Annotated in this window: 15 protein-coding genes; 9 read left to right on the top strand and 6 right to left on the bottom strand. The window is 46.3% G+C overall.

Going from position 1 to position 18,454, the window contains the following annotated elements:
- Positions 1-146 precede the first annotated feature (146 nt).
- Together recB and recD are read left to right on the top strand one after the other, a co-directional pair.
- The gene (recB, locus tag EX191_RS00520; RefSeq protein ID WP_193447061.1) at positions 147-3,821 is read left to right on the top strand and encodes an exodeoxyribonuclease V subunit beta; all 3,675 of its coding nucleotides are present in this window, start codon (positions 147-149) and stop codon (positions 3,819-3,821) included.
- Positions 3,821-5,968: an exodeoxyribonuclease V subunit alpha gene (recD, locus tag EX191_RS00525; protein ID WP_193446961.1), complete on the top strand. Its 2,148-nt coding sequence runs from the start codon at positions 3,821-3,823 to the stop codon at positions 5,966-5,968. Before recB ends, recD begins: the two co-directional genes overlap by 1 nt.
- A 34-nt stretch (positions 5,969-6,002) precedes the next feature.
- Here recD and EX191_RS00530 read toward each other — a convergent pair whose 3' ends face one another.
- Positions 6,003-6,191, bottom strand: a complete 189-nt coding sequence (locus tag EX191_RS00530; protein WP_005380230.1) for a hypothetical protein — start codon at positions 6,189-6,191, stop codon at positions 6,003-6,005.
- 400 nt (positions 6,192-6,591) lie between these two features.
- The gene (gene argA / locus EX191_RS00535) at positions 6,592-7,929 is read right to left on the bottom strand and encodes an amino-acid N-acetyltransferase (protein WP_012841478.1); all 1,338 of its coding nucleotides are present in this window, start codon (positions 7,927-7,929) and stop codon (positions 6,592-6,594) included.
- 162 nt (positions 7,930-8,091) lie between these two features.
- Here argA and EX191_RS00540 point away from each other — a divergent pair, with 162 nt between their 5' ends.
- The 5 genes from EX191_RS00540 (at position 8,092) to EX191_RS00560 (ending at position 12,511) form a co-directional block, all read left to right on the top strand.
- On the top strand, positions 8,092-8,547 hold the full coding sequence (locus EX191_RS00540; RefSeq protein WP_193446962.1) for a DUF2850 domain-containing protein: 456 nt from the start codon (positions 8,092-8,094) through the stop codon (positions 8,545-8,547).
- Between the two features lie 273 nt (positions 8,548-8,820).
- Positions 8,821-9,924, top strand: coding sequence for a murein transglycosylase A (gene mltA, locus EX191_RS00545; RefSeq protein ID WP_012841480.1), 1,104 nt, complete (start codon positions 8,821-8,823; stop codon positions 9,922-9,924).
- Between the two features lie 99 nt (positions 9,925-10,023).
- Positions 10,024-10,833, top strand: coding sequence for a tRNA cyclic N6-threonylcarbamoyladenosine(37) synthase TcdA (tcdA, locus tag EX191_RS00550; protein ID WP_005380241.1), 810 nt, complete (start codon positions 10,024-10,026; stop codon positions 10,831-10,833).
- A gap of 19 nt (positions 10,834-10,852) precedes the next feature.
- A complete protein-coding gene (csdE, locus tag EX191_RS00555; protein WP_193446963.1) occupies positions 10,853-11,281 on the top strand; it encodes a cysteine desulfurase sulfur acceptor subunit CsdE in 429 nt (142 codons plus the stop codon).
- Between the two features lie 309 nt (positions 11,282-11,590).
- Positions 11,591-12,511 (top strand): GGDEF domain-containing protein, encoded by a 921-nt coding sequence (locus tag EX191_RS00560; RefSeq protein WP_046874992.1) that lies wholly within the window; start codon positions 11,591-11,593, stop codon positions 12,509-12,511.
- A 33-nt stretch (positions 12,512-12,544) separates the two neighbouring features.
- On the opposite strand, the gene csdA is transcribed toward EX191_RS00560, so the two are convergent.
- The 4 genes from csdA to EX191_RS00580 form a co-directional block, all read right to left on the bottom strand.
- Positions 12,545-13,756, bottom strand: coding sequence for a cysteine desulfurase CsdA (gene csdA, locus EX191_RS00565; protein WP_193446964.1), 1,212 nt, complete (start codon positions 13,754-13,756; stop codon positions 12,545-12,547).
- Positions 13,756-14,355, bottom strand: a complete 600-nt coding sequence (locus EX191_RS00570; protein WP_006742560.1) for a DJ-1 family glyoxalase III — start codon at positions 14,353-14,355, stop codon at positions 13,756-13,758. The genes csdA and EX191_RS00570 overlap by 1 nt, the downstream gene beginning before the upstream one ends.
- Positions 14,352-15,242, bottom strand: a complete 891-nt coding sequence (gene panE / locus EX191_RS00575) for a 2-dehydropantoate 2-reductase (RefSeq protein ID WP_193446965.1) — start codon at positions 15,240-15,242, stop codon at positions 14,352-14,354. Before panE ends, EX191_RS00570 begins: the two co-directional genes overlap by 4 nt.
- A gap of 108 nt (positions 15,243-15,350) precedes the next feature.
- Entirely contained in the window at positions 15,351-16,166 is an 816-nt protein-coding gene (locus EX191_RS00580) for a nucleoside-specific channel-forming Tsx family protein (RefSeq protein ID WP_109169582.1), read from the bottom strand.
- Between the two features lie 323 nt (positions 16,167-16,489).
- On the opposite strand from EX191_RS00580, the gene EX191_RS00585 reads away from it, so the two are divergent.
- Together EX191_RS00585 and EX191_RS00590 are read left to right on the top strand one after the other, a co-directional pair.
- Positions 16,490-17,086, top strand: a complete 597-nt coding sequence (locus tag EX191_RS00585; RefSeq protein WP_053809813.1) for an LON peptidase substrate-binding domain-containing protein — start codon at positions 16,490-16,492, stop codon at positions 17,084-17,086.
- On the top strand, positions 17,083-18,441 hold the full coding sequence (locus EX191_RS00590; RefSeq protein WP_046874987.1) for a DUF4397 domain-containing protein: 1,359 nt from the start codon (positions 17,083-17,085) through the stop codon (positions 18,439-18,441). Before EX191_RS00585 ends, EX191_RS00590 begins: the two co-directional genes overlap by 4 nt.
- Positions 18,442-18,454 lie beyond the last annotated feature (13 nt).

Raw genomic sequence — 18,454 nt, forward strand, 5'->3', positions numbered from 1 at the left:
CTTATGGATAACCGTGAGAAAGATCTCACAAAGCTCTAAATTATCCAACTTGTTAAACATATTAATAGAATTTTTAACTATAGATCACATTTATTAGGTGATACGTCCTAGTAAATAATCCGGAGAGATTCAGCGTTATGGATCAAATGTCAGGTGCAGAGTGCCCTCTACATACGTTAGACCGCACAGAGCAGCCTCAACCAACGCCACTAGAACCGATGACGTTTCCTCTGCACGGTGCGAGGTTAATAGAGGCATCAGCAGGTACAGGTAAAACCTTCACTATTGCAGGTTTATATCTGCGTCTTTTGCTTGGTCATGGCAGCGCGGAAACTCGACATCGCGTACCGCTTACGGTCGACCAAATTCTGGTTGTAACCTTTACCGAAGCGGCAACTGCGGAATTGCGCGATCGTATCAGGGCAAGGATCCATGACGCACGAATCGCGTTTGCGCGTGGACAGAGTTCCGATCCGGTTATCCAACCTTTGCTTAATGAGTTTGACGATCACAAGCAAGCCGCAGAAATTTTATTGCAGGCAGAGCGTCAGATGGACGAGGCGGCGGTCTACACCATTCACGGTTTTTGCCAACGTATGCTAACGCAAAATGCGTTTGAATCTGGCAGCCGATTTAATAACGAGTTTGTGACCGATGAAAGTCACCTAAAATCGCAAGTTGTAGCCGATTACTGGCGCCGCAACTTTTACCCGTTGCCATTTACCTTGGCTGGAGAAATTCGCCAGCTATGGAGCTCTCCATCTGCGTTGTTGTCTGACATCAGCAATTACTTAACCGGTGCGCCGTTAAGCCTTTCTGTTCCTGCAATGAAAGGCAGTTTGGCTGATCTTCATACTGAAAATTTGAAAAAAATTGATGAATTAAAAGCACAGTGGCGAGAAAGCCAAGATGACTTCTTCACGCTGATTTCAGATTCAGATATTAACAAACGCAGCTACACCAAAAAGTCTCTGCCGACGTGGTTGGAGGCGGTGAATGCTTGGGCGGCAACGGAAACCACAGGTTACGATTATCCAGACAAGCTGGAGAAATTCGCGCAAAACGTCTTGTTGGAAAAAACACCGAAAGGCAGTGCGCCGCAGCATGCGGTATTTGAAGCCATTGAAACATTTCTTGCCAATCCAATCAGCTTAAAAGCGCCACTGCTTGCTCATGCGATTGAGCATTGTCGTGTGATGCTGGCCAACGCGAAAAATCAAAAACAGTGGCTCTCTTTCGATGATTTGCTGACGCAACTTTCTGCTTCTATCGATACGGACGAAAGCGAGCTTTTAGCGGCGCGTATTCGTACTTTGTACCCTGTCGCAATGATTGACGAGTTCCAAGATACCGACCCGCTTCAATACAGTATTTTCAGCCGTATTTATCTGAGCAACCCGGAATGTGGTTTGTTTATGATCGGTGACCCCAAGCAGGCGATTTATGGCTTTCGTGGCGCAGACATTTTCACCTATATCAAAGCGCGTAACCAAGTAAGTGCCCACTACACGTTAGGAACCAACTGGCGTTCTAGCGCAGATATGGTGCAGGCGGTAAACCAAGTATTTGCTTTGCCAGACAGTCCATTTATCTACGATTCGGACATCCCGTTCTTACCCGTTAAGTACAGTCCCAATGCCGAAAAACGCATTTGGACTATGGGTGGCCAAAAGCAACCAGCGCTGACTTATTGGTTGCAAGAAGCGGACGATAAACCGCTACCAAAAGGCGAGTATTTGACTCGAATGGCAGAGGCGACCGCAAGCAAAATCCAAACCATTTTGACGCAGGCTCAACAGGGGCAAGCGTGTCTGGTGAATGGCGAAAAACAGAAAGCGGTTCAAGCGGGCGATATCGCGGTGTTGGTTCGAACAGGTAGTGAAGGTCGAATGGTCAAACAAGCGTTGGCAGCCCAAGGCATTGCCAGCGTGTACCTGTCTAACCGAGACAGTGTGTTTACCAGTTCGGTGGCGCAGGATTTACAGCGTTTGCTGCAAGCGGTGCTGACTCCAGAAAATGACCGTGCGCTGCGTGCAAGTCTTGCCTCTGAGCTATTTGCCCTTGATGCAGCAAGTTTGGATGCGCTTAATAACGATGAAGTGGTGTGGGAAAATGCCGTAAACGAATTCAAAGAATATCGCAAACTTTGGGTTCAGCGTGGTGTGCTGCCGATGTTACGCGCGGTGATCAGCAAACGCCATATTGCCGAGCGATTACTAGAAGAAGGTGCGAGTTCACAGGGTGAGAATGGTGAGCGAGTACTTACCGATTTAATGCACATCGGTGAACTGCTTCAACAAGCCAGTAATGAACTGGATAGCGACCACGGTCTGCTGCGTTGGCTCGCTCAGTCTATCAGTGATGCGGAAAACGGTTTGGGCGGCAGTGACGACCAAATCCAACGTTTAGAATCGGAACGTAACTTAGTGCAGATCGTAACTATTCACAAATCAAAAGGCTTGGAGTATGACCTCGTATTTCTGCCGTTTGTGTTCAGCTATCGAGAAGCCAGTGAAGCCAAATATTACGATGCAGCCAATGACCGCACGGTACTGGATATCACTGGCAACGATGCGTCCATGAAGCAAGCGGATAAAGAGCGTTTGGCGGAAGACTTACGCTTGATATACGTGGCACTAACGCGTGCTGTGTATGCGTGTTTTATTGGAGCCTCGCCTTTGCGTAATGGTCGTTCGACCAAAGAGCCAACTGGCGTACACCGCAGTGCGATTGGCTATTTGATTCAGAATGGTCAAGAAGGTGGCATTAACGATTTGCACCAAGGTTTAACAAAGCAACAAGACGAGCTTGATTGTGTCGTTGTGGCCGATCCGCCGCAGCAACTCGAAGACAAGTACGTAGCGCCACAAGAAGAAATACAAGATCTTAGCGCGAAAGAGCTGCAAAACCCTATCGACAGAAACTGGCGCATCACCAGTTATTCTGGCTTGGTCAAGCAAGGCTCTCATCACGCCGAGCATGATGCCACGATTGAGATTACGGGTTTTGATATCGACTCATCTGAAGAACAAGACGAAGCGGATTTGGTGGAGCCAGAGCGTTCGATTTTTACCTTTCCACGTGGTGCGCGTCCGGGTACGTTCCTGCACAGCCTGTTTGAGGAAATTGAGTTTACTCAGCCAGCCACGACGGAAGAGAATACACAAATCATCCTTGGTTTGATGGAAAGCGAACAGCTCGATGAAGAGTGGTTGCCCATTTTACAGCAATTGATTGATACCGTACTTGCAACGCCGTTGGATGGTAAGTCTTTGCTGCTGAATCAAAAAGCACCGTCGCAACGTTTGGTGGAGATGGAATTTTTGTTGCCGATTGAAGTGTTGTCTGCACCGGCGTTAAACCGAGTTATTCAGCGTCACGATCCGTTGTCGGCGAAAGCGGGGGATTTAGGTTTCCAAACCGTGCAAGGCATGCTCAAAGGTTTTATCGACTTGGTGTTTGAACATCAAGGTAAATACTATGTGCTTGACTGGAAATCGAATCATCTTGGCGACGATGTGGCGCACTACCATGGTGAGGCTCTGAAATCGGCGATGGCGGATCATCGCTACGATTTGCAGTATCAGATTTATGCGTTAGCACTGCATCGTTTCCTACGCAGCCGATTGGCGAATTATCAATACGAGCAGCACTTCGGTGGTGTGTATTACTTGTTCTTACGCGGCATGGATGGGCAGAGTGACCACGGCATTTTTGCCGCGAAACCAACCTTAGAGTTCTTACAAGAGATGGATCGTTTGATTGATGGTCAAGCACTGGAAACAAGAGCAACTCAAGCCGGGCAGATGGAGCTACTTTAATGACGACAAATCACAATCTTCATGCTGACCAAGATAGCCTATTGGCAGTGCTGGAACGTTTGGCGCACAAAGGCGCGATTCGTCAGCTCGACTACCAATTCGCCTGCTTTATTGATTCTCAAACGAATGATGAACAGTCTGACAGCCAAGCATTGGCGTTTATCGCGGGTGTTGTCAGTAGTGAGCTTGGTAAAGGACATATCTGCCTGTCTCTGTTCGATGCGCAAGGGCAATCTACGGATTTAGCCAGTAAGCTAGGGCTGTTTGGTGAGTCGGCATTGGCGCTCAACACACAGTTGCAAGGCATAGACTGGATTGAAGTATTACAAAATTCCAGCGTGGTTGGCGCGCAAGGAGAAGCCTTGCCGCTGATGTTCGATGGTGAGCGTCTGTATCTGCACCGCTATTGGCATTATGAAGTGACACTGGCGGAAAAGCTCAATCAGTTGGGCGCTGTAGTGAACTTGCAGTCGCAAGAGTTAGCGCGATTATCGGACTTGCTCAACCATCTGTTTGCACGCCAATACCATTTTCTGTTTAACGCGTTAGGCAAAGCAGTAGAAGCGGGAAGCAGCAACCAAGTGTTGCGTCAGCAATTGGTGTGTGACCACCTTGATGTGGTCGCAAGCGAATCGTTGGATTGGCACGCCATTGATTCCGTGCTTAGCAATGCGCGCAAGGTTCAAGATTTGCAAATACTGGATGAACTCGTACCACTCTCGGCTTGCGTGAACTGGCAAAAAGTCGCGGCGGCAGTTGCGTTAACCCGTCGATTTGCTGTGATTTCTGGTGGTCCAGGCACGGGTAAAACGACGACAGTAACCAAATTGCTTGCCGCTTTGATTGAACAGGCGACGCACGAGAAAAACCTAACCATCAAGCTGGTGGCCCCGACGGGGAAAGCGGCGGCGCGATTAACCGAGTCCATTGGTAAAGCGGTGCAAGAGCTGCCAGTTTCTCCGGAGCTAAAAGCCAAAATTCCGACTGAATCAAGCACCTTACATCGGTTGCTGGGCGCGATTCCTAATAGCGCAGAATTCCGTCACAACAAGCAAAATCCACTTCATTTGGATATTTTAGTTATCGACGAAGCGTCGATGGTCGATTTGCCAATGATGTACAAAGTGGTCGATGCCTTACCGAAACATGCGCGGCTGATTTTGCTAGGTGATAAAGACCAACTTGCTTCAGTTGAAGCTGGGGCTGTGTTGGGTGATATCTGTTCGTTCCATGCATTGGGCTATGGCAAAGAGCAGGCATCAGCCATCGCAAAACTGACGGGTTTCGATACTTTAGCGCATACGGGTAACAGTGCATCTAGCATTGCCGATAGTTTATGTATGCTGCAAAAGAGCTACCGATTTGATGCTCGCTCAGGCATTGGTCAGTTGGCAAAAGCGGTTAACTCAGGTTCTGCTGCGAGCGTAGATAACGTCTGGGCGCGTGACTTTTCCGATATCGAACATTTCGCGCTAAGTAGTCAACATTACAACCAAATGATGCAGACGTTGGTGCAGGAATACGGTCGTTACCTCAAACGTATTGGGCAACAAGAAATCGATCCTAAAGCCGGAGAGCCAGAGTTGCTTACGCACAAAGCCAAAGCGGTGTTAGATACTTTCAACCAATGCCGATTGCTGTGCGCGATCCGTGAAGGTGACTTTGGTGTTGCTGGGCTAAACCAGCGCATCGAGAAAGCGCTCGCGGCGCGCAAGTTAATTCAGGTTCAGGATGAAATTTGGTATCACGGCAGACCTGTCATGGTTACGCGTAATGATCATGGTCTAGGTTTGTATAACGGTGATATCGGTATTTGCATGCTCGATGACAGTGAAGAAGAACCGCGTTTGAAAGTCTTTTTCGAGTTACCTGACGGCAGTGTGAAATCGGTCTTGCCAAGCCGAGTGCCTGAACATGAAACGGCTTACGCCATGACCATCCACAAATCGCAAGGCAGTGAATTTGATTACACCCTGATGATTTTGCCACCAGACTTTAGCCCGATATTAACCCGTGAGTTGATTTACACAGGCATTACCCGCGCGAAAAAGCGTTTAGCTCTTTACGCCGAACTCAACGTTCTGAAGCGAGGCATTAAGGTAAAAACTACTCGCGCGAGTGGATTAGTACAGCGGCTTACCAACTAAAACAAGAAGACCGAGCTTATGGCTCGGTCTTCTTTTATGCATGTTTTGCGAACGCGTTGGTAAAAGACACACTGCGTATTTTGTATTGCTGTTGATAAGCAAGAATAAAATCTCGGATAGCGTCATTTACGGGGAAAACACAGTGGACGTCTAGGCCTTCTAAAAACTGATTGTCAGCCATATCCCAGAAGCTTTGAAGCGAATTACAAATGATTGTTCTCATAACAGTGCTCGTCTCGGCTTATTTAAAGTCAGATTAACAACTGTCCTTGGTACGCAATACGGAGCTAACTAGTTTTTCAATTGCCCAGTATTTTAGGGTGAAGGCTACATTACATCACCTAGATCCATTCGTATTGGTTAAAAACCAATCACTAGCGAGCAGAGTATAGCCAACCAAATGTATATTTAAAAGATAAAATTGGAACGAAAATTAAGCAATGGTTTGCGCATTTCTAAGTTGGTGTTTACATGATGACTCGCTAGCTCGAAGCAGTATTTATGTGAGGCCTTACTCCAAAACAAACTTGATGTGCAGGATTGAGCGTCAATGAGCAGAATCCCGCACCTTGAGGTGTTGGTATAGCGGAACGTTAAATTTTGCTTCGTGATTTAAGGTTAAGCTACAAATCTAGCGCTAAGATTTTTGACTTACGCTGGAAGTTATATAGCCCTTGTTTGGCTCCGGGCAAATAGTCGACACTGACTTCGTAAAAACCTTGCTCTCTGAACCAATGCAGACTGTGTGTCGTGAGGACAAAGATTTGATCAATGGTTTCGGATTTAGAACGATGTTTCATGTAGTTGAGCAGTAACAAACCTCGGTTCCCATCACGATAGTCAGGGTGAATCGCTACGCAAGCCATCTCTGCTTTGCGCTCTTCTGGGTATGGATAAAGGGCAGCACAGCCAATAATCAAGCCGTCTTTTTCGATGATGGTAAATTTTCCAATCTCTTGTTCTAGCTGCTCTCGAGAGCGCCTAACGAGTACGCCTTGTTCTTCTAAAGGGCGAATGAGGTCTAAGATGCCACCAATATCGTCAATATTAGCTTGTCTCACTTGCTCAGCGCTCGCCATAACAACTTGGGTTCCGATACCGTCGAAAGAGAACAACTCCTGAATTAAGGCGCCATCTACTTTATAACTGATCAAGTGGCTACGAGGTACTCCGGCACGGCAAGCGGCAATAGACCCTTTAAGAAAGCGCAGTGTCCCAGTGTTGTAATCTAGGTCAGGAGACGTATTTTCAGAAAGCGTTTTGATGACATGCTCCGCCTCAATTGGCAGCAACTCGGCGACAGCATTACCGTTGTCATCAATGACACCTTGTTCTGAACAGAAACCAATCAGTTTGTCTGCGCCTAATTTGATCGCCAGTTGTGTCGCAACTTCTTCAGAAAGTAAGTTAAAACACTCGCCAGTCACAGAGCTCGCAATGGGGCCAAGTAGCACAATAGAGCCTTGGTCGAGCGTGCGATTAATCGCGTCGGTGTCAATGCGGCGAATGCGTCCACTATGGCAATAGTCCACACCATCATCAACGCCGAGTGGCTGAGCAATGATGTAGTTTCCGCTAACGACATTGAGCTGGGTGCCTGCCATCGGAGTGTTGTTGAGGCTCATTGATAGGCGCGCAGTAATCGCAAGTTGAAGTTGTCCGGCAGCTTGCATAACAACAGATAAAGCCGATTCATCCGTAATGCGGATATTTTTGTGGTAAGGCGTAGTGAGGTCTTGTTTTTCTAGCAGCTGATTAATTTGAGGACGTGCACCATACACCACCACGACTTTAATTCCGAGGCTGTGCATGAGTGCGATATCATTAATAATATTGCCAAAATTTTTGTGTGCGACGGCTTCTCCGCCCAGCATGATCACCATGGTTTTTCCGCGGTGAGCATTGACATAAGGTGTTGATTGACGGAATCCTTTTACGAGAGCAGTACTACGAATTTTCACTACAGCCATTCCTTTGTTTAATTATGTCAAAATAATGCCTTTTTATTCAATTGGTGGCAAGGTGAAATTTTGGAATAAAGCACAAACATATTGAGGTAGGTTCTTGGTCCCGTTGAAGGGGAGAGTTACAATGAGCGCGTCTTTTCTCAATACGTGAACCTCATGTCTTCTGCTGTTAATAAGAATGCTGCGATCACTGCTTCAAATCTGTCAAAAACGTCATCTAAATCAATGCTTCGTAAGTGGCTAGAGCGTTCTCTTATGCTTATAGCGATAGTTGGAACCGTTGTCGTGTGCATGCTGTATAGTGATTTGATTACTCGAACCATTAATCCGCCTATTCCTAAATCGACTATTTATGGCCGCTGGGTTGAGCAAGATGTTGCGCCTTATGCTCGTGAAGAATTTGTGTTGAGTGAGCGCGGTGTTACCGTAAATGGTTCTACAGTGGCTACCAGTTTTGAATTCGATGGGGATTCGTTTTCGTATCGAGTGGGTTCAAATGAGCGGCACTTCAATTTTGTGGGTAAGCAGCATGCAGAAATGAAGCTGGATGCCAATGCACATTATCTACCTGTATTCCGTTTAGAGGGGCGTGCAAGGGTTGCGGTAAGATAGTCGTTTTTATCATTGTCTTTTAAGCAGAGATCTCTTGCGTCTGTGAGTCACATGGATGATCACAATTTCATCTCTCAATAGGTAAATCTTACTTTCAAACATAATCCGGACAATTCCGTAATTCTTACGCTGTTATCATGTTGCATTAACTGAATGAATTCACAACGAGTAAACGGATTGGCTTAGCGTTGAAACATTTTGTCGTTGCTTTTCAATTGCACCGTATGCATTTGTTTGCCATCCTTTTGCTATTCTCTTTTACGGAAAAGACACGTGTTAAAAAAACTCCTTCCTATTATCTCTTTGAGCCTACTCTTTGGCTGTGCTCAACAAAATGATCGTGCTCAGCAATATCTTGATGGTGAGTTTCCTCAGATCCTCAATCAAGTGGATGTGGTTGAGTCTAACAAACCACGCGATTTTACTGAATTTAACAAGCAAGCTGAGCAAGTGGTGATAAAGTCACCATCCATGGCGAAGATGTACCAACCGCTATATCAACGATTAAGTGAGTGGGCGCAACAAAGCGGAGATACCAGTGCGTTGAGTGCGTTTGGCATTCAAGCCGCGCAACTGGGTGGTGGTGATAAAAAAGGTAATGTGCTGTTTACCGGATACTTTTCTCCCGTGATGGAACTGCGTCATACACCAAACGACATTTTTAAGTACCCAGTTTATGGCAAGCCAAACTGCTCATCAGATTGTCCGACTCGCGCGGAGATCTACAATGGAGCACTAGATGGACAAGGTTTGGTGCTAGGTTACGCGCCTAATCGTATCGACCCATTTATGATGGAAGTACAGGGCAGTGGCTATGTGCATTTTGAAGATGATGATACGTTGGAGTACTTTGCGTACGCGGGTAAAAACAACAAAGCTTACGTCAGCATTGGCCGCATTTTGATTGAACGTGGTGAAGTGCCGCGTGAAAAAATGTCCCTCAAAGCAATCAAAGAGTGGGTGATGGACAACGACGATGCGACAGTGCGCGAGTTGTTGGAGCAAAACCCTTCTTACGTTTTCTTTGCGCCAAAAGCAGAAGCGCCAGTAACAGGCTCGGCTGGTATTCCGTTGTTGCCAATGGCCGCCGTCGCGGGTGACCGTTCTATCTTACCAATGGGGACTCCAATCTTGGCGGAAGTGCCACTGCTGAATGCCGATGGTACGTGGAGTGGTGCGCATCAACTGCGAATGCTGATCGTTTTAGACACTGGTGGTGCGGTAAAACAGAACCATTTGGATCTGTATCATGGCATTGGTGCGAGAGCAGGAACGGAAGCAGGGCACTACAAGCATTTTGGTCGAGTGTGGAAACTTGGGCTGGAAAACTCACCAACTCAAGCGCCTTGGGCTTTACCGCCAGAAAAGCTACAATAGCGACCCAAGAAAGAGGAACCGCCTCTTATCTAGACATTTCATCAAAGAGTGCGTATAAATCGCACTCTTTGTTTTTCTATCGATCATCTGGACTTCAATATGCGTGAACTCGATACCCCAGCATCTGACAGCTACAATCAACGCTTTGGCGGCACTCGTCGTCTTTATGGCAACAGCGAAGTGGACATTCTTCGCGCTGCACACGTTTGTGTGATTGGTATTGGTGGCGTGGGATCATGGGCGGTGGAAGCGCTGGCTCGTACAGGGATCGGTGAGCTAACTCTGATTGATATGGACGATGTTTGTGTCACGAACATTAACCGCCAAATTCATGCGATGACGGGCACCGTTGGCCAAAGCAAAATTGAAGTGATGGCCGAGCGTGTCAAATTGATCAACCCAGAGTGTAAAGTCAACCTGATTGATGATTTCATCACGCCAGACAATCAACATGAGTACTTAAGCAAAGAGTTTGATTACGTGCTAGATGCGATTGACAGCGTAAAAGCGAAGGCGTCTTTGTTGGCGTATTGCCGCAGCAACAAGATCAAAGTGATCACTACGGGGGGCGCTGGTGGTCAGGTTGACCCAACGCAGATCATGGTCGCTGATTTAACGAAAACGATCCAAGATCCTCTAGCGAAGAAAATCAAAGACACCTTGCGTCGTCATCATAACTTCCCTAAGAATCCGGCTCGTAAGTTTGGTATTGATTGCGTGTTTTCAACCGAGCAGCTGAAGTACCCTCAAGCAGACGGTTCAGTGTGTGGTGTGAAGTCGACAGCGGAAGGCCCAAAACGTATGGATTGCGCTAGCGGTTTTGGTGCGGCGACTGTCGTAACTGCAACGTTTGGCTTTGTCGCGGTATCGCGAATCGTTGAGAAGTTGATTTCAAAATATAAGAAGTAAACTAGAAGAAGAGCGCATCATGACAGATTTTCCCGTTTCTCCATTTGGTACAGATATCACCAGCGAAGACATTGTAGCGACTATGCAGCAATTTAAAGGCTGGGAAGATCGTTACCGTCAGGTTATTCAGTGGGGTAAAAAGCTGCCACAAATGCCAGAAGAGCTGAAATCAGAACAAGTTACCGTTTCGGGTTGTGAAAGCTTGGTGTGGTTAGTGAGCCAAGAGCAAGATGGCGTTTGGCATTTTTGTGCGGACTCCGATGCGCGTATCGTCCGTGGATTGATTGCCTTGGTGATGGCGGCTTATGACGGAAAAACGGCCGATCAAATTCAAGCATTTGACATCGATGCTTATTTTGATCAACTGGGGCTTGTCTCCCATTTAAGCCCGTCACGTGGTAATGGTTTGAAAGCTATTGTAGAGCAGATTAAGCAAACCACCGTGTAACGAGTCATTTTCCCAATTCTTAAAAAACGCCGAATAGCCTAGCTGTTTGGCGTTTTTTGTATCTGAGTTGAGACATCTTTTGCATATGGGTAAAAAATATGCAAATGGTCGACTATTTTAGCGCTAATTAACCATTCTATTGATCCTGGTTCATTATATTGCCCACTTGGTTTTTATAAACTCAATTGTATTTAAAATTTGTCTATATTAGATAATAGACATATGCCCCATTCGCTCCTATTCCCCAATGTGGAAACACACTTGGAAGCGATTGGGTTACTTAGATACAAATGCTAGGAACCTCCCTATATGCAATTCACCTTGGAACATGCGCAAGACGTGTTATCCGGAATGCCAGACCCCACTTTTATTCTGAGTGAAGATGGTATCTATATTGATGTTTTTGGAGGAACAGATAAAAAAGCCTATCACGATGGAAGTAATTTGATAGGTGAGACGCTGCACAGCGTACTTGAGAAAGATAAAGCTGACTGGTTTATCGAACAGATAAATCGGTCACTGAAACAAGACAGTATTGTGACGATCGAGTACAAGATGTGCGCCGACAGCATTCAGGGAATAGATGCTAACAGTGGGCCAAGAGGCGACCTATACTACGAAGGCAAGATCTGCCCACTCGCTATAAAATACAGAGGTCGTCGCGTTGTCCTTATTCTTACACGCAACATCTCCAATCGCCACCGAGTTGAAACCCTTCTTCGCCATCAAAGCCAAATTGATGCTCTTACCAACATCTACAATCGACGTGTCTTTTTCGAAAAGCTCACAGAAGAAGTTATTAAATCCCAAGCTCCGGATTATCACTCCGCGTTGTTATTATTTGATTTGGATTTTTTTAAAGTCATCAATGATAAACGTGGTCATGATGCGGGGGATTATGTCTTAGAGACGTTAGCTGATTTGGTTTCTCACTTACTCGTCAAAGACGAAATTTTTGCAAGAGTCGGAGGGGAGGAGTTTGCGATTATTTTGCCAGAAACCTCTCTATCGGCGGCGAAAGAGGTAGGAGAGGAAGTTCGTTCCCACATTCAAAATTGTCAGTTCGAATTTGAAAAGATTGAAATTCCGGTCACGGTGAGTGTAGGCGTGGTGGAAATAGGCAGAAATGAAACCACCAAACGTTTGTATGCGCATGCAGATAAAGCGCTTTATGCTGCGAAAAGAAATGGCAGAAATTGCGTGGCGACTCTGGATAGGCAGATGGAGTAACCTTGTTGGTTACTCCAAATCAAACCGTTGGGGTTATAGCATGTCGACGGCTTTTTCTACGGCGGCGATGAGTCTATCCACATCTTCAGTCGTGTTATAAATACCAAAAGAAACGCGTACCGTGCCTTTAACGTTTAGCGCATCCATCAATGGGTGAGCGCAGTGGTGTCCTGCTCGTACCGCAATGCCTTGTTGATCGAGCAGCGTCGCCATGTCTTGGTGATGAACGCCGTCCATGACGAATGTCAGTACAGAGGCATTCGGTTGATAGCCTAGAATATGGATGTCATCCAACGCGCTTAGTGCTTGGTAGGCCTTGTCCTGAAGCGCATGGAGATGATCCTCGACTTCGTGATGGTCAAAACCTTGGTACCACTCAATGGCTTTCGCTAGAGCAATCGCGCCCGCAACGTTTGGTGTGCCCGCTTCAAATTTACCAGGAAGTGCAGAAAACGTCGTTTTCTCGAAAGAAACGCGTTCAACCATTTTACCACCGCCGTGCCATGGTGGCATGGCTTCCAAAAGTTCAAGCTTGCCGTATAAAACGCCAATACCTGCTGGCGCATAAAGTTTGTGACCTGAGAAAACGTAAAAATCGATATCTGATACCGATAAATCAAGCTGCTCATGGACGATGCCTTGAGCGCCATCAATCACAACAACCGCGCCAACGCTGTGCGCTAGCTCGGTGATCTTTTCGATAGGTTGGCGTGTGCCTGTTACGTTGGTTATTTGTGCGCACGCGACGATTTTGCATCGCTCAGAAATCAGCTGCTCAAACGCCTGCAAGTCAAACTGGCATTCAGCCGTCATTGGCACTTTCACTATTTTCGCGCCAGTTTGTTCGGCCACAATTTGCCACGGCACGATGTTGGCGTGGTGTTCCATCTCGCTAATCAAGATCTCATCGCCCGGTTGTAAGGTGCTGCGAGCGTAAGTTTGTGCAATTAAGTTCAGTGCTTCGGTTGCGCCCCGTGTCCAAATGATCTCTTTAGAGCTGTTTGCGCCAATAAAGTTTGCCACTCGTTCTCGTGCCGCTTCAAATTGGCTGGTGGCATTAGCCGTTAAACTATGACTGCCACGGTGAACATTGGCATTTTGCGCACTGTAGTAATGACTGATGACATCAATCACACATTGCGGTTTTTGCGTTGTCGCTGCGCTATCTAGATACACTAAGGGCGTATCGTTGACGGATTGATTTAGAGCGGGAAATTGCTCACGTACAGCATTTACGTCAAACATTATTCTTCACCAAGCTTATGGTAATGCAGAGTAGGCAGAGGGATCATTGGTTCAGCAACTGACCATGCGTGTTTTTTACCTGAGAGTTGAATGATTACTTCCATTGCGAACTCTAAAGCAGTGCCCGGACCTTGACTGGTGATAAGGTTGTGGTTGATATCAAAGGTCACGCGTTTGCTGCGCCACTTCTCTTCCGGGATATGTGACTGAAAGCTCGGGTGACAGGTCATCAGTGATTGTGGGAAAAGATCATGGTGTTGCAATACCAATGCCGGTGCTGCGCAGATAGCAGCGACCAACTTTCCCTCGTAGATGTGCTGCTTAAGGATTTCTATCATCACCGTGCTATCACGAAAAATTTCTGCACCACCAACACCACCAGAAAGCGCTATGGCGTCAAACTCATCATCAGCGATATCGACCAGCTTACAATCGGCTGTTAGTGTGACTCCGCGAGAAGCTTTCATCGTCAATGAGCCATCAAAAGCAGCACTCGCTACCGTAACGTCATAACCCGCGCGAACCATCATGTCGATAACGGTGACGGCTTCCATTTCTTCGGTGCCCGGAGCGATTGGCACTAAGATTTTCTTACTCATTGTTCTGTCCAGCTTTGTTCTATTTGTTTGATGCGTTGGTAAAGTTTTAAATTCTCAGGCGTATTGATGCGATGTTTCTCAGCAGCCTTTAACAAGTATCCGGTTATAAAATCAATTTCCGTTCGACGCTGATGGAATACGTCTTGTCTCATTGAAGAATAGTTCTCAGCTGTGGCGTTCACCACTTGCATTACCGTATCGAAAAGAGAGCGAAACTCGATAGCAATACCTTCTTTACTCATTACTTCAACCAGTTCTTGAGTGATGCTTTCGAGTTGTATCTTAAACTCGGGCTGCGCAAGCTCACCATTCTTACACTGGTGAATCGCAGTCAGTGGGTTAATCGCGCAGTTGATCGCTAACTTAGTCCATAACGCAGATTGGATGTGTGGATTCCAAATGGCCTCTGGAAGGGCATGATGCATAACATCTTGCAGAAAAGCGCACTGCATTCCTTTGTCATTATAACCACCCACTTGCGTTGTTCCGTGACCGGTATGCAGTACGTGTTGGTTATCTGGTTTGTATGCGCCGTGCGTCGTTGTGGCGAGCACGATCGGATTGTTTGGCAGAGCCTTCTCCACGCCAGAGGCGGTACCCATACCATTGTGCATCAGCATGATAATCGTGTCTGCGTTGATATGAGGCAGTAAAGGCTGAATGGCGTCTTCCATTTGCCAAGCTTTTACCGTGATCAAAACGAGATCTGCTTTATTTACGGAGGAAATATCTTGATTACTGAATACGATTGCGGGTGTGTCATCCAACTGAAGTGATTGTTGTCTCTCTGAACTTCTTCCCCACAATGAAACATTGTGTCCGGCAAGCTGAAATTTTGTTGCCCAGAGTGAGCCCACCGCACCTGGACCGAGGATAAGGATATTCACCAAACGCTCTCATTAAAAAGGTTTGCTGCAAGGATAATGAGGGAAAAAAGGAAAGCAAATAAAAATGGCGCCGAAAGGCGCCATTTTTGAGCAAACTTAGTGGTTCAATTAGAACTTGTAAGTTACAGCTAGGTAGTGGCCAAAGCCAGTTGACTTAAACCCATCAGTATCTTTGATACCGTACACGTCTTTGTAGCCTTTTAGACCGTAACCCACTGCGAAGCGGTCTGAGTGCCAGTAGATACCGTTGAACATTGCACCACCGTTTGACGCGGTTGAACCAAATTTGTTACCTGCATCATCATCCATACCGAATTGGTAATCGATGTAGCCTTGGTAAGAAATGAATGAACCGTTCTCGAAGAAGTAGAATGGTTTGAACCAGTTAGTCGAGATTTGGAAACCGTTCCAATCCTTTTTGTTGCCGTTGTAAGTACCGTATAGGTTAACACCAACTTTACCAAACCAAGGAACCATTACGTCAGAACCAATACCAATTTTTTGGTTGTTTACTGAGAATGCATTAGTTTTGTAATCTGTGCCATCCCACTCAATAAGCGTTGCTACATATAGCTCTTGTACTGGACCGAAAGATAGATCTTTACCAGTTACTGCATCTAGAGACATACGTGGTGCAAATTTCATGAAGATCTTAGGATCTCCTGCTTTATCGCTGCCTTTATCTGAAGTTAGGTTGAAGATATCAACGTAGCCGTATAGATCGAAGATACCAGAGCGGCCGCCGAATTCCATTTCTAGGTAGTCGTGCGAAGACTCACCTGGAAGTTCGTCAAATGCACCCATTAGGTTAAATTGCATCCACTTGTAATCGTTTTTGTGGATATCGCCGTCAGAGTAATCTGCCGCCATAACTGGAGCTGAAGTAGCCGCTAGAAGGCTAAGAGCTAAAAGTGATTTACGCATAAGGGGACTCTCTATGTTTGTAATGATTCAGAACACGCAATCTGTGCTGCGCTTTCCAATTGGCGGGAATAATAGCGATAAAAATCCCAAATGAAAGTGATAAAGGGTGCAAAATTGAACGTTTTTGGTGAGTTGCGTCACGAAATTATCTTTATTTACGGAACTTTTTGTTTGTTGCATTTGATTGCAATAAATATGTGATTTGGATCGTTTGCGTAAGCGATTTTATGACTTTTTAAGCCAGTCGATTAACCAACATAAATCGTTAGTGATCGGAGTGATAAGGGATTCGTATGTATCGGTGAATCAAAGAGGACGTTTGAATGAAAGAAGTCATGTTATTCCCACTCACTTCAGTTGTACTCCCTGAAGGTAAAATGAATCTGCGCATTTTTGAGCCACGATATAAGCGAATGGTAAAGGAATGCAGCCTACAAAATGTGGGTTTTGGAGTTTGCCTAGTAGGTAATGAAGGTGACCCTAAAGACGTGGGAAATGTTTCATCTATCGGAACTTTGGTCAGGATCGTTGATTTTGAAACACTCAGTGATGGTCTTCTTGGTATTACAGTCGCTGGTGAGAAACGCTTTGTTGTCAAACGAGTTCGTGCAGATGCGGACGGCTTACGCCATGCAGAGGTCGAATGGTTAGAAAATTGGCAACATCCAGACAACTCACCAGATTTCTTCTATTTAAGCAAGCAGTTATCCCATGTTTATGAAGAGTTTCCTCAACTTGGAAATCTCTACCAGCATCGTTTTTACGATGACTCAGCTTGGGTGACCCAGCGCTGGCTTGAATTACTTCCTTTAGACTGCAATCTGTTCGAACAGCTCGTTGGCGCAGAGAACTGCATTCCTGCGTTGCAATTTCTGACAGAAGCCATAGAAGCCCCGACTAACAAAGAGGCAAGGATATGAAAGGATTTAGCAGAGCTGCGCTAACTATGGTGGCGGCATTAGGACTGGCGGCGTGTGGCTCCGACAGCGACACCATCGAGTATTCCAATTTGCAAGCAGTACATGCGTCTTCTGATGCGCCGCTTGCAAATGTGTGGATAAACGATAAATCATCATTGACAGGTGTTGATTATGGTATGGGTTCTGGTTACATGAAGTTACGTGAGGGCATGAACTCCATTCAAGTTGATGTTCAACTTCCAGGCGATGAAACCGCGACCGTAATACCTAAAACAGAACTAGACCTTGATTCAGACCTCAATTACAACGTGTTCGTTGTTGGTGATGCCAATGGTTCACCAAACCCAGTAGAACCTTTAGTTGTGACTCGCAGCGCCGATTCAATGGCTGATGCCAATAGTTTAGATGTTCAAGTCGTTCATGCAGCGTCTGGCGTTCCTGCCGTTGATCTCTACGTCACTGAGCCAGGGGCTGATCTTGCTAGCGCGACACCGCTTATGAATCTTGCATATAAAGCATCTACAGACGTATTGAACATCCCCGCTGGTGAGTACCAAGTTCGACTTGCTGTTGGGGATAGCGTTGCTTTTGACTCGGGAACAATATCTCTTGCTGCTAATTCAAACTTGACGATTGCCGCTATCAGTACCGGAGATTCAAATAGCACGTCACCGGTTAAGCTGTTGGTATTGGATGGTTCAGGATCTTCTATAATCGAGGATATGGGCAGCCAAGCTGAAGTAAGAGTTGGACATCTTGTCGATGGAGCGCCAATCGTCGATGTCAACGTTAACGGGGCGGCCTTCGGTCCTCTTGCCGACTTAGCGTTCAAAGAGATTCGTGGTTATTTGGATCTCGATGCTGGCGCTTACGATATTGACGTTTACGTGGATGGCACAACAACCAACCCTATTATCGATGTTGACGGATTAATGGTTGCGGGCGGAATGGATTACAGTGTTTACGCAGTCGGTGTTGTTAGCCCAACGATTGATATCGAACCTCTAGTTGTTGAAGACATGAGACGTGCAGTGGCAACTAGCGCGACGCTGAATGTGACACATGCGGCGGCGAATCCCGTAGCGGAAATGGTAGATATTTATCTCACTACAAGCGCTGGAATAGATGGAAGTGATCCAACTATTGCTAATTTTGCGTACAAAGATAGCGTTCAGGGATTATATGTCGCTGAAGGTACCTATTATGTAACCGTGACAGTGGCAGGCGATCCAAGTACGGTTGCTGTTGATTCAGCACCAGTCAATGTGATGAATGGTGTTGTGTATCAGGTGGTTGCCATTGATGATGGGAACAACGGTGGCTTCAACTTGTTGGTTGATGACGTGACCGATTAGGACGAATGGGAGG

The organism is Vibrio chemaguriensis, assembly GCF_012275705.1.
GTDB lineage: Bacteria > Pseudomonadota > Gammaproteobacteria > Enterobacterales > Vibrionaceae > Vibrio > Vibrio diabolicus.

Bases quoted from the DNA above. Each gene is read 5' to 3' on its own strand.
- EX191_RS00570 (WP_006742560.1), bottom strand. From the start codon at position 14,355: ATGAGTAAGAAAATCTTAGTGCCAATCGCTCCGGGCACCGAAGAAATG.
- csdE (WP_193446963.1), top strand. From the start codon at position 10,853: ATGACAGATTTTCCCGTTTCTCCATTTGGTACAGATATCACCAGCGAA.
- tcdA (WP_005380241.1), top strand. From the start codon at position 10,024: ATGCGTGAACTCGATACCCCAGCATCTGACAGCTACAATCAACGCTTT.
- EX191_RS00590 (WP_046874987.1), top strand. From the start codon at position 17,083: ATGAAAGGATTTAGCAGAGCTGCGCTAACTATGGTGGCGGCATTAGGA.
- EX191_RS00580 (WP_109169582.1), bottom strand. From the start codon at position 16,166: ATGCGTAAATCACTTTTAGCTCTTAGCCTTCTAGCGGCTACTTCAGCT.
- EX191_RS00540 (WP_193446962.1), top strand. From the start codon at position 8,092: ATGTCTTCTGCTGTTAATAAGAATGCTGCGATCACTGCTTCAAATCTG.
- EX191_RS00585 (WP_053809813.1), top strand. From the start codon at position 16,490: ATGAAAGAAGTCATGTTATTCCCACTCACTTCAGTTGTACTCCCTGAA.
- EX191_RS00530 (WP_005380230.1), bottom strand. From the start codon at position 6,191: ATGAGAACAATCATTTGTAATTCGCTTCAAAGCTTCTGGGATATGGCT.
- EX191_RS00560 (WP_046874992.1), top strand. From the start codon at position 11,591: ATGCAATTCACCTTGGAACATGCGCAAGACGTGTTATCCGGAATGCCA.
- recD (WP_193446961.1), top strand. From the start codon at position 3,821: ATGACGACAAATCACAATCTTCATGCTGACCAAGATAGCCTATTGGCA.
- recB (WP_193447061.1), top strand. From the start codon at position 147: ATGTCAGGTGCAGAGTGCCCTCTACATACGTTAGACCGCACAGAGCAG.
- csdA (WP_193446964.1), bottom strand. From the start codon at position 13,756: ATGTTTGACGTAAATGCTGTACGTGAGCAATTTCCCGCTCTAAATCAA.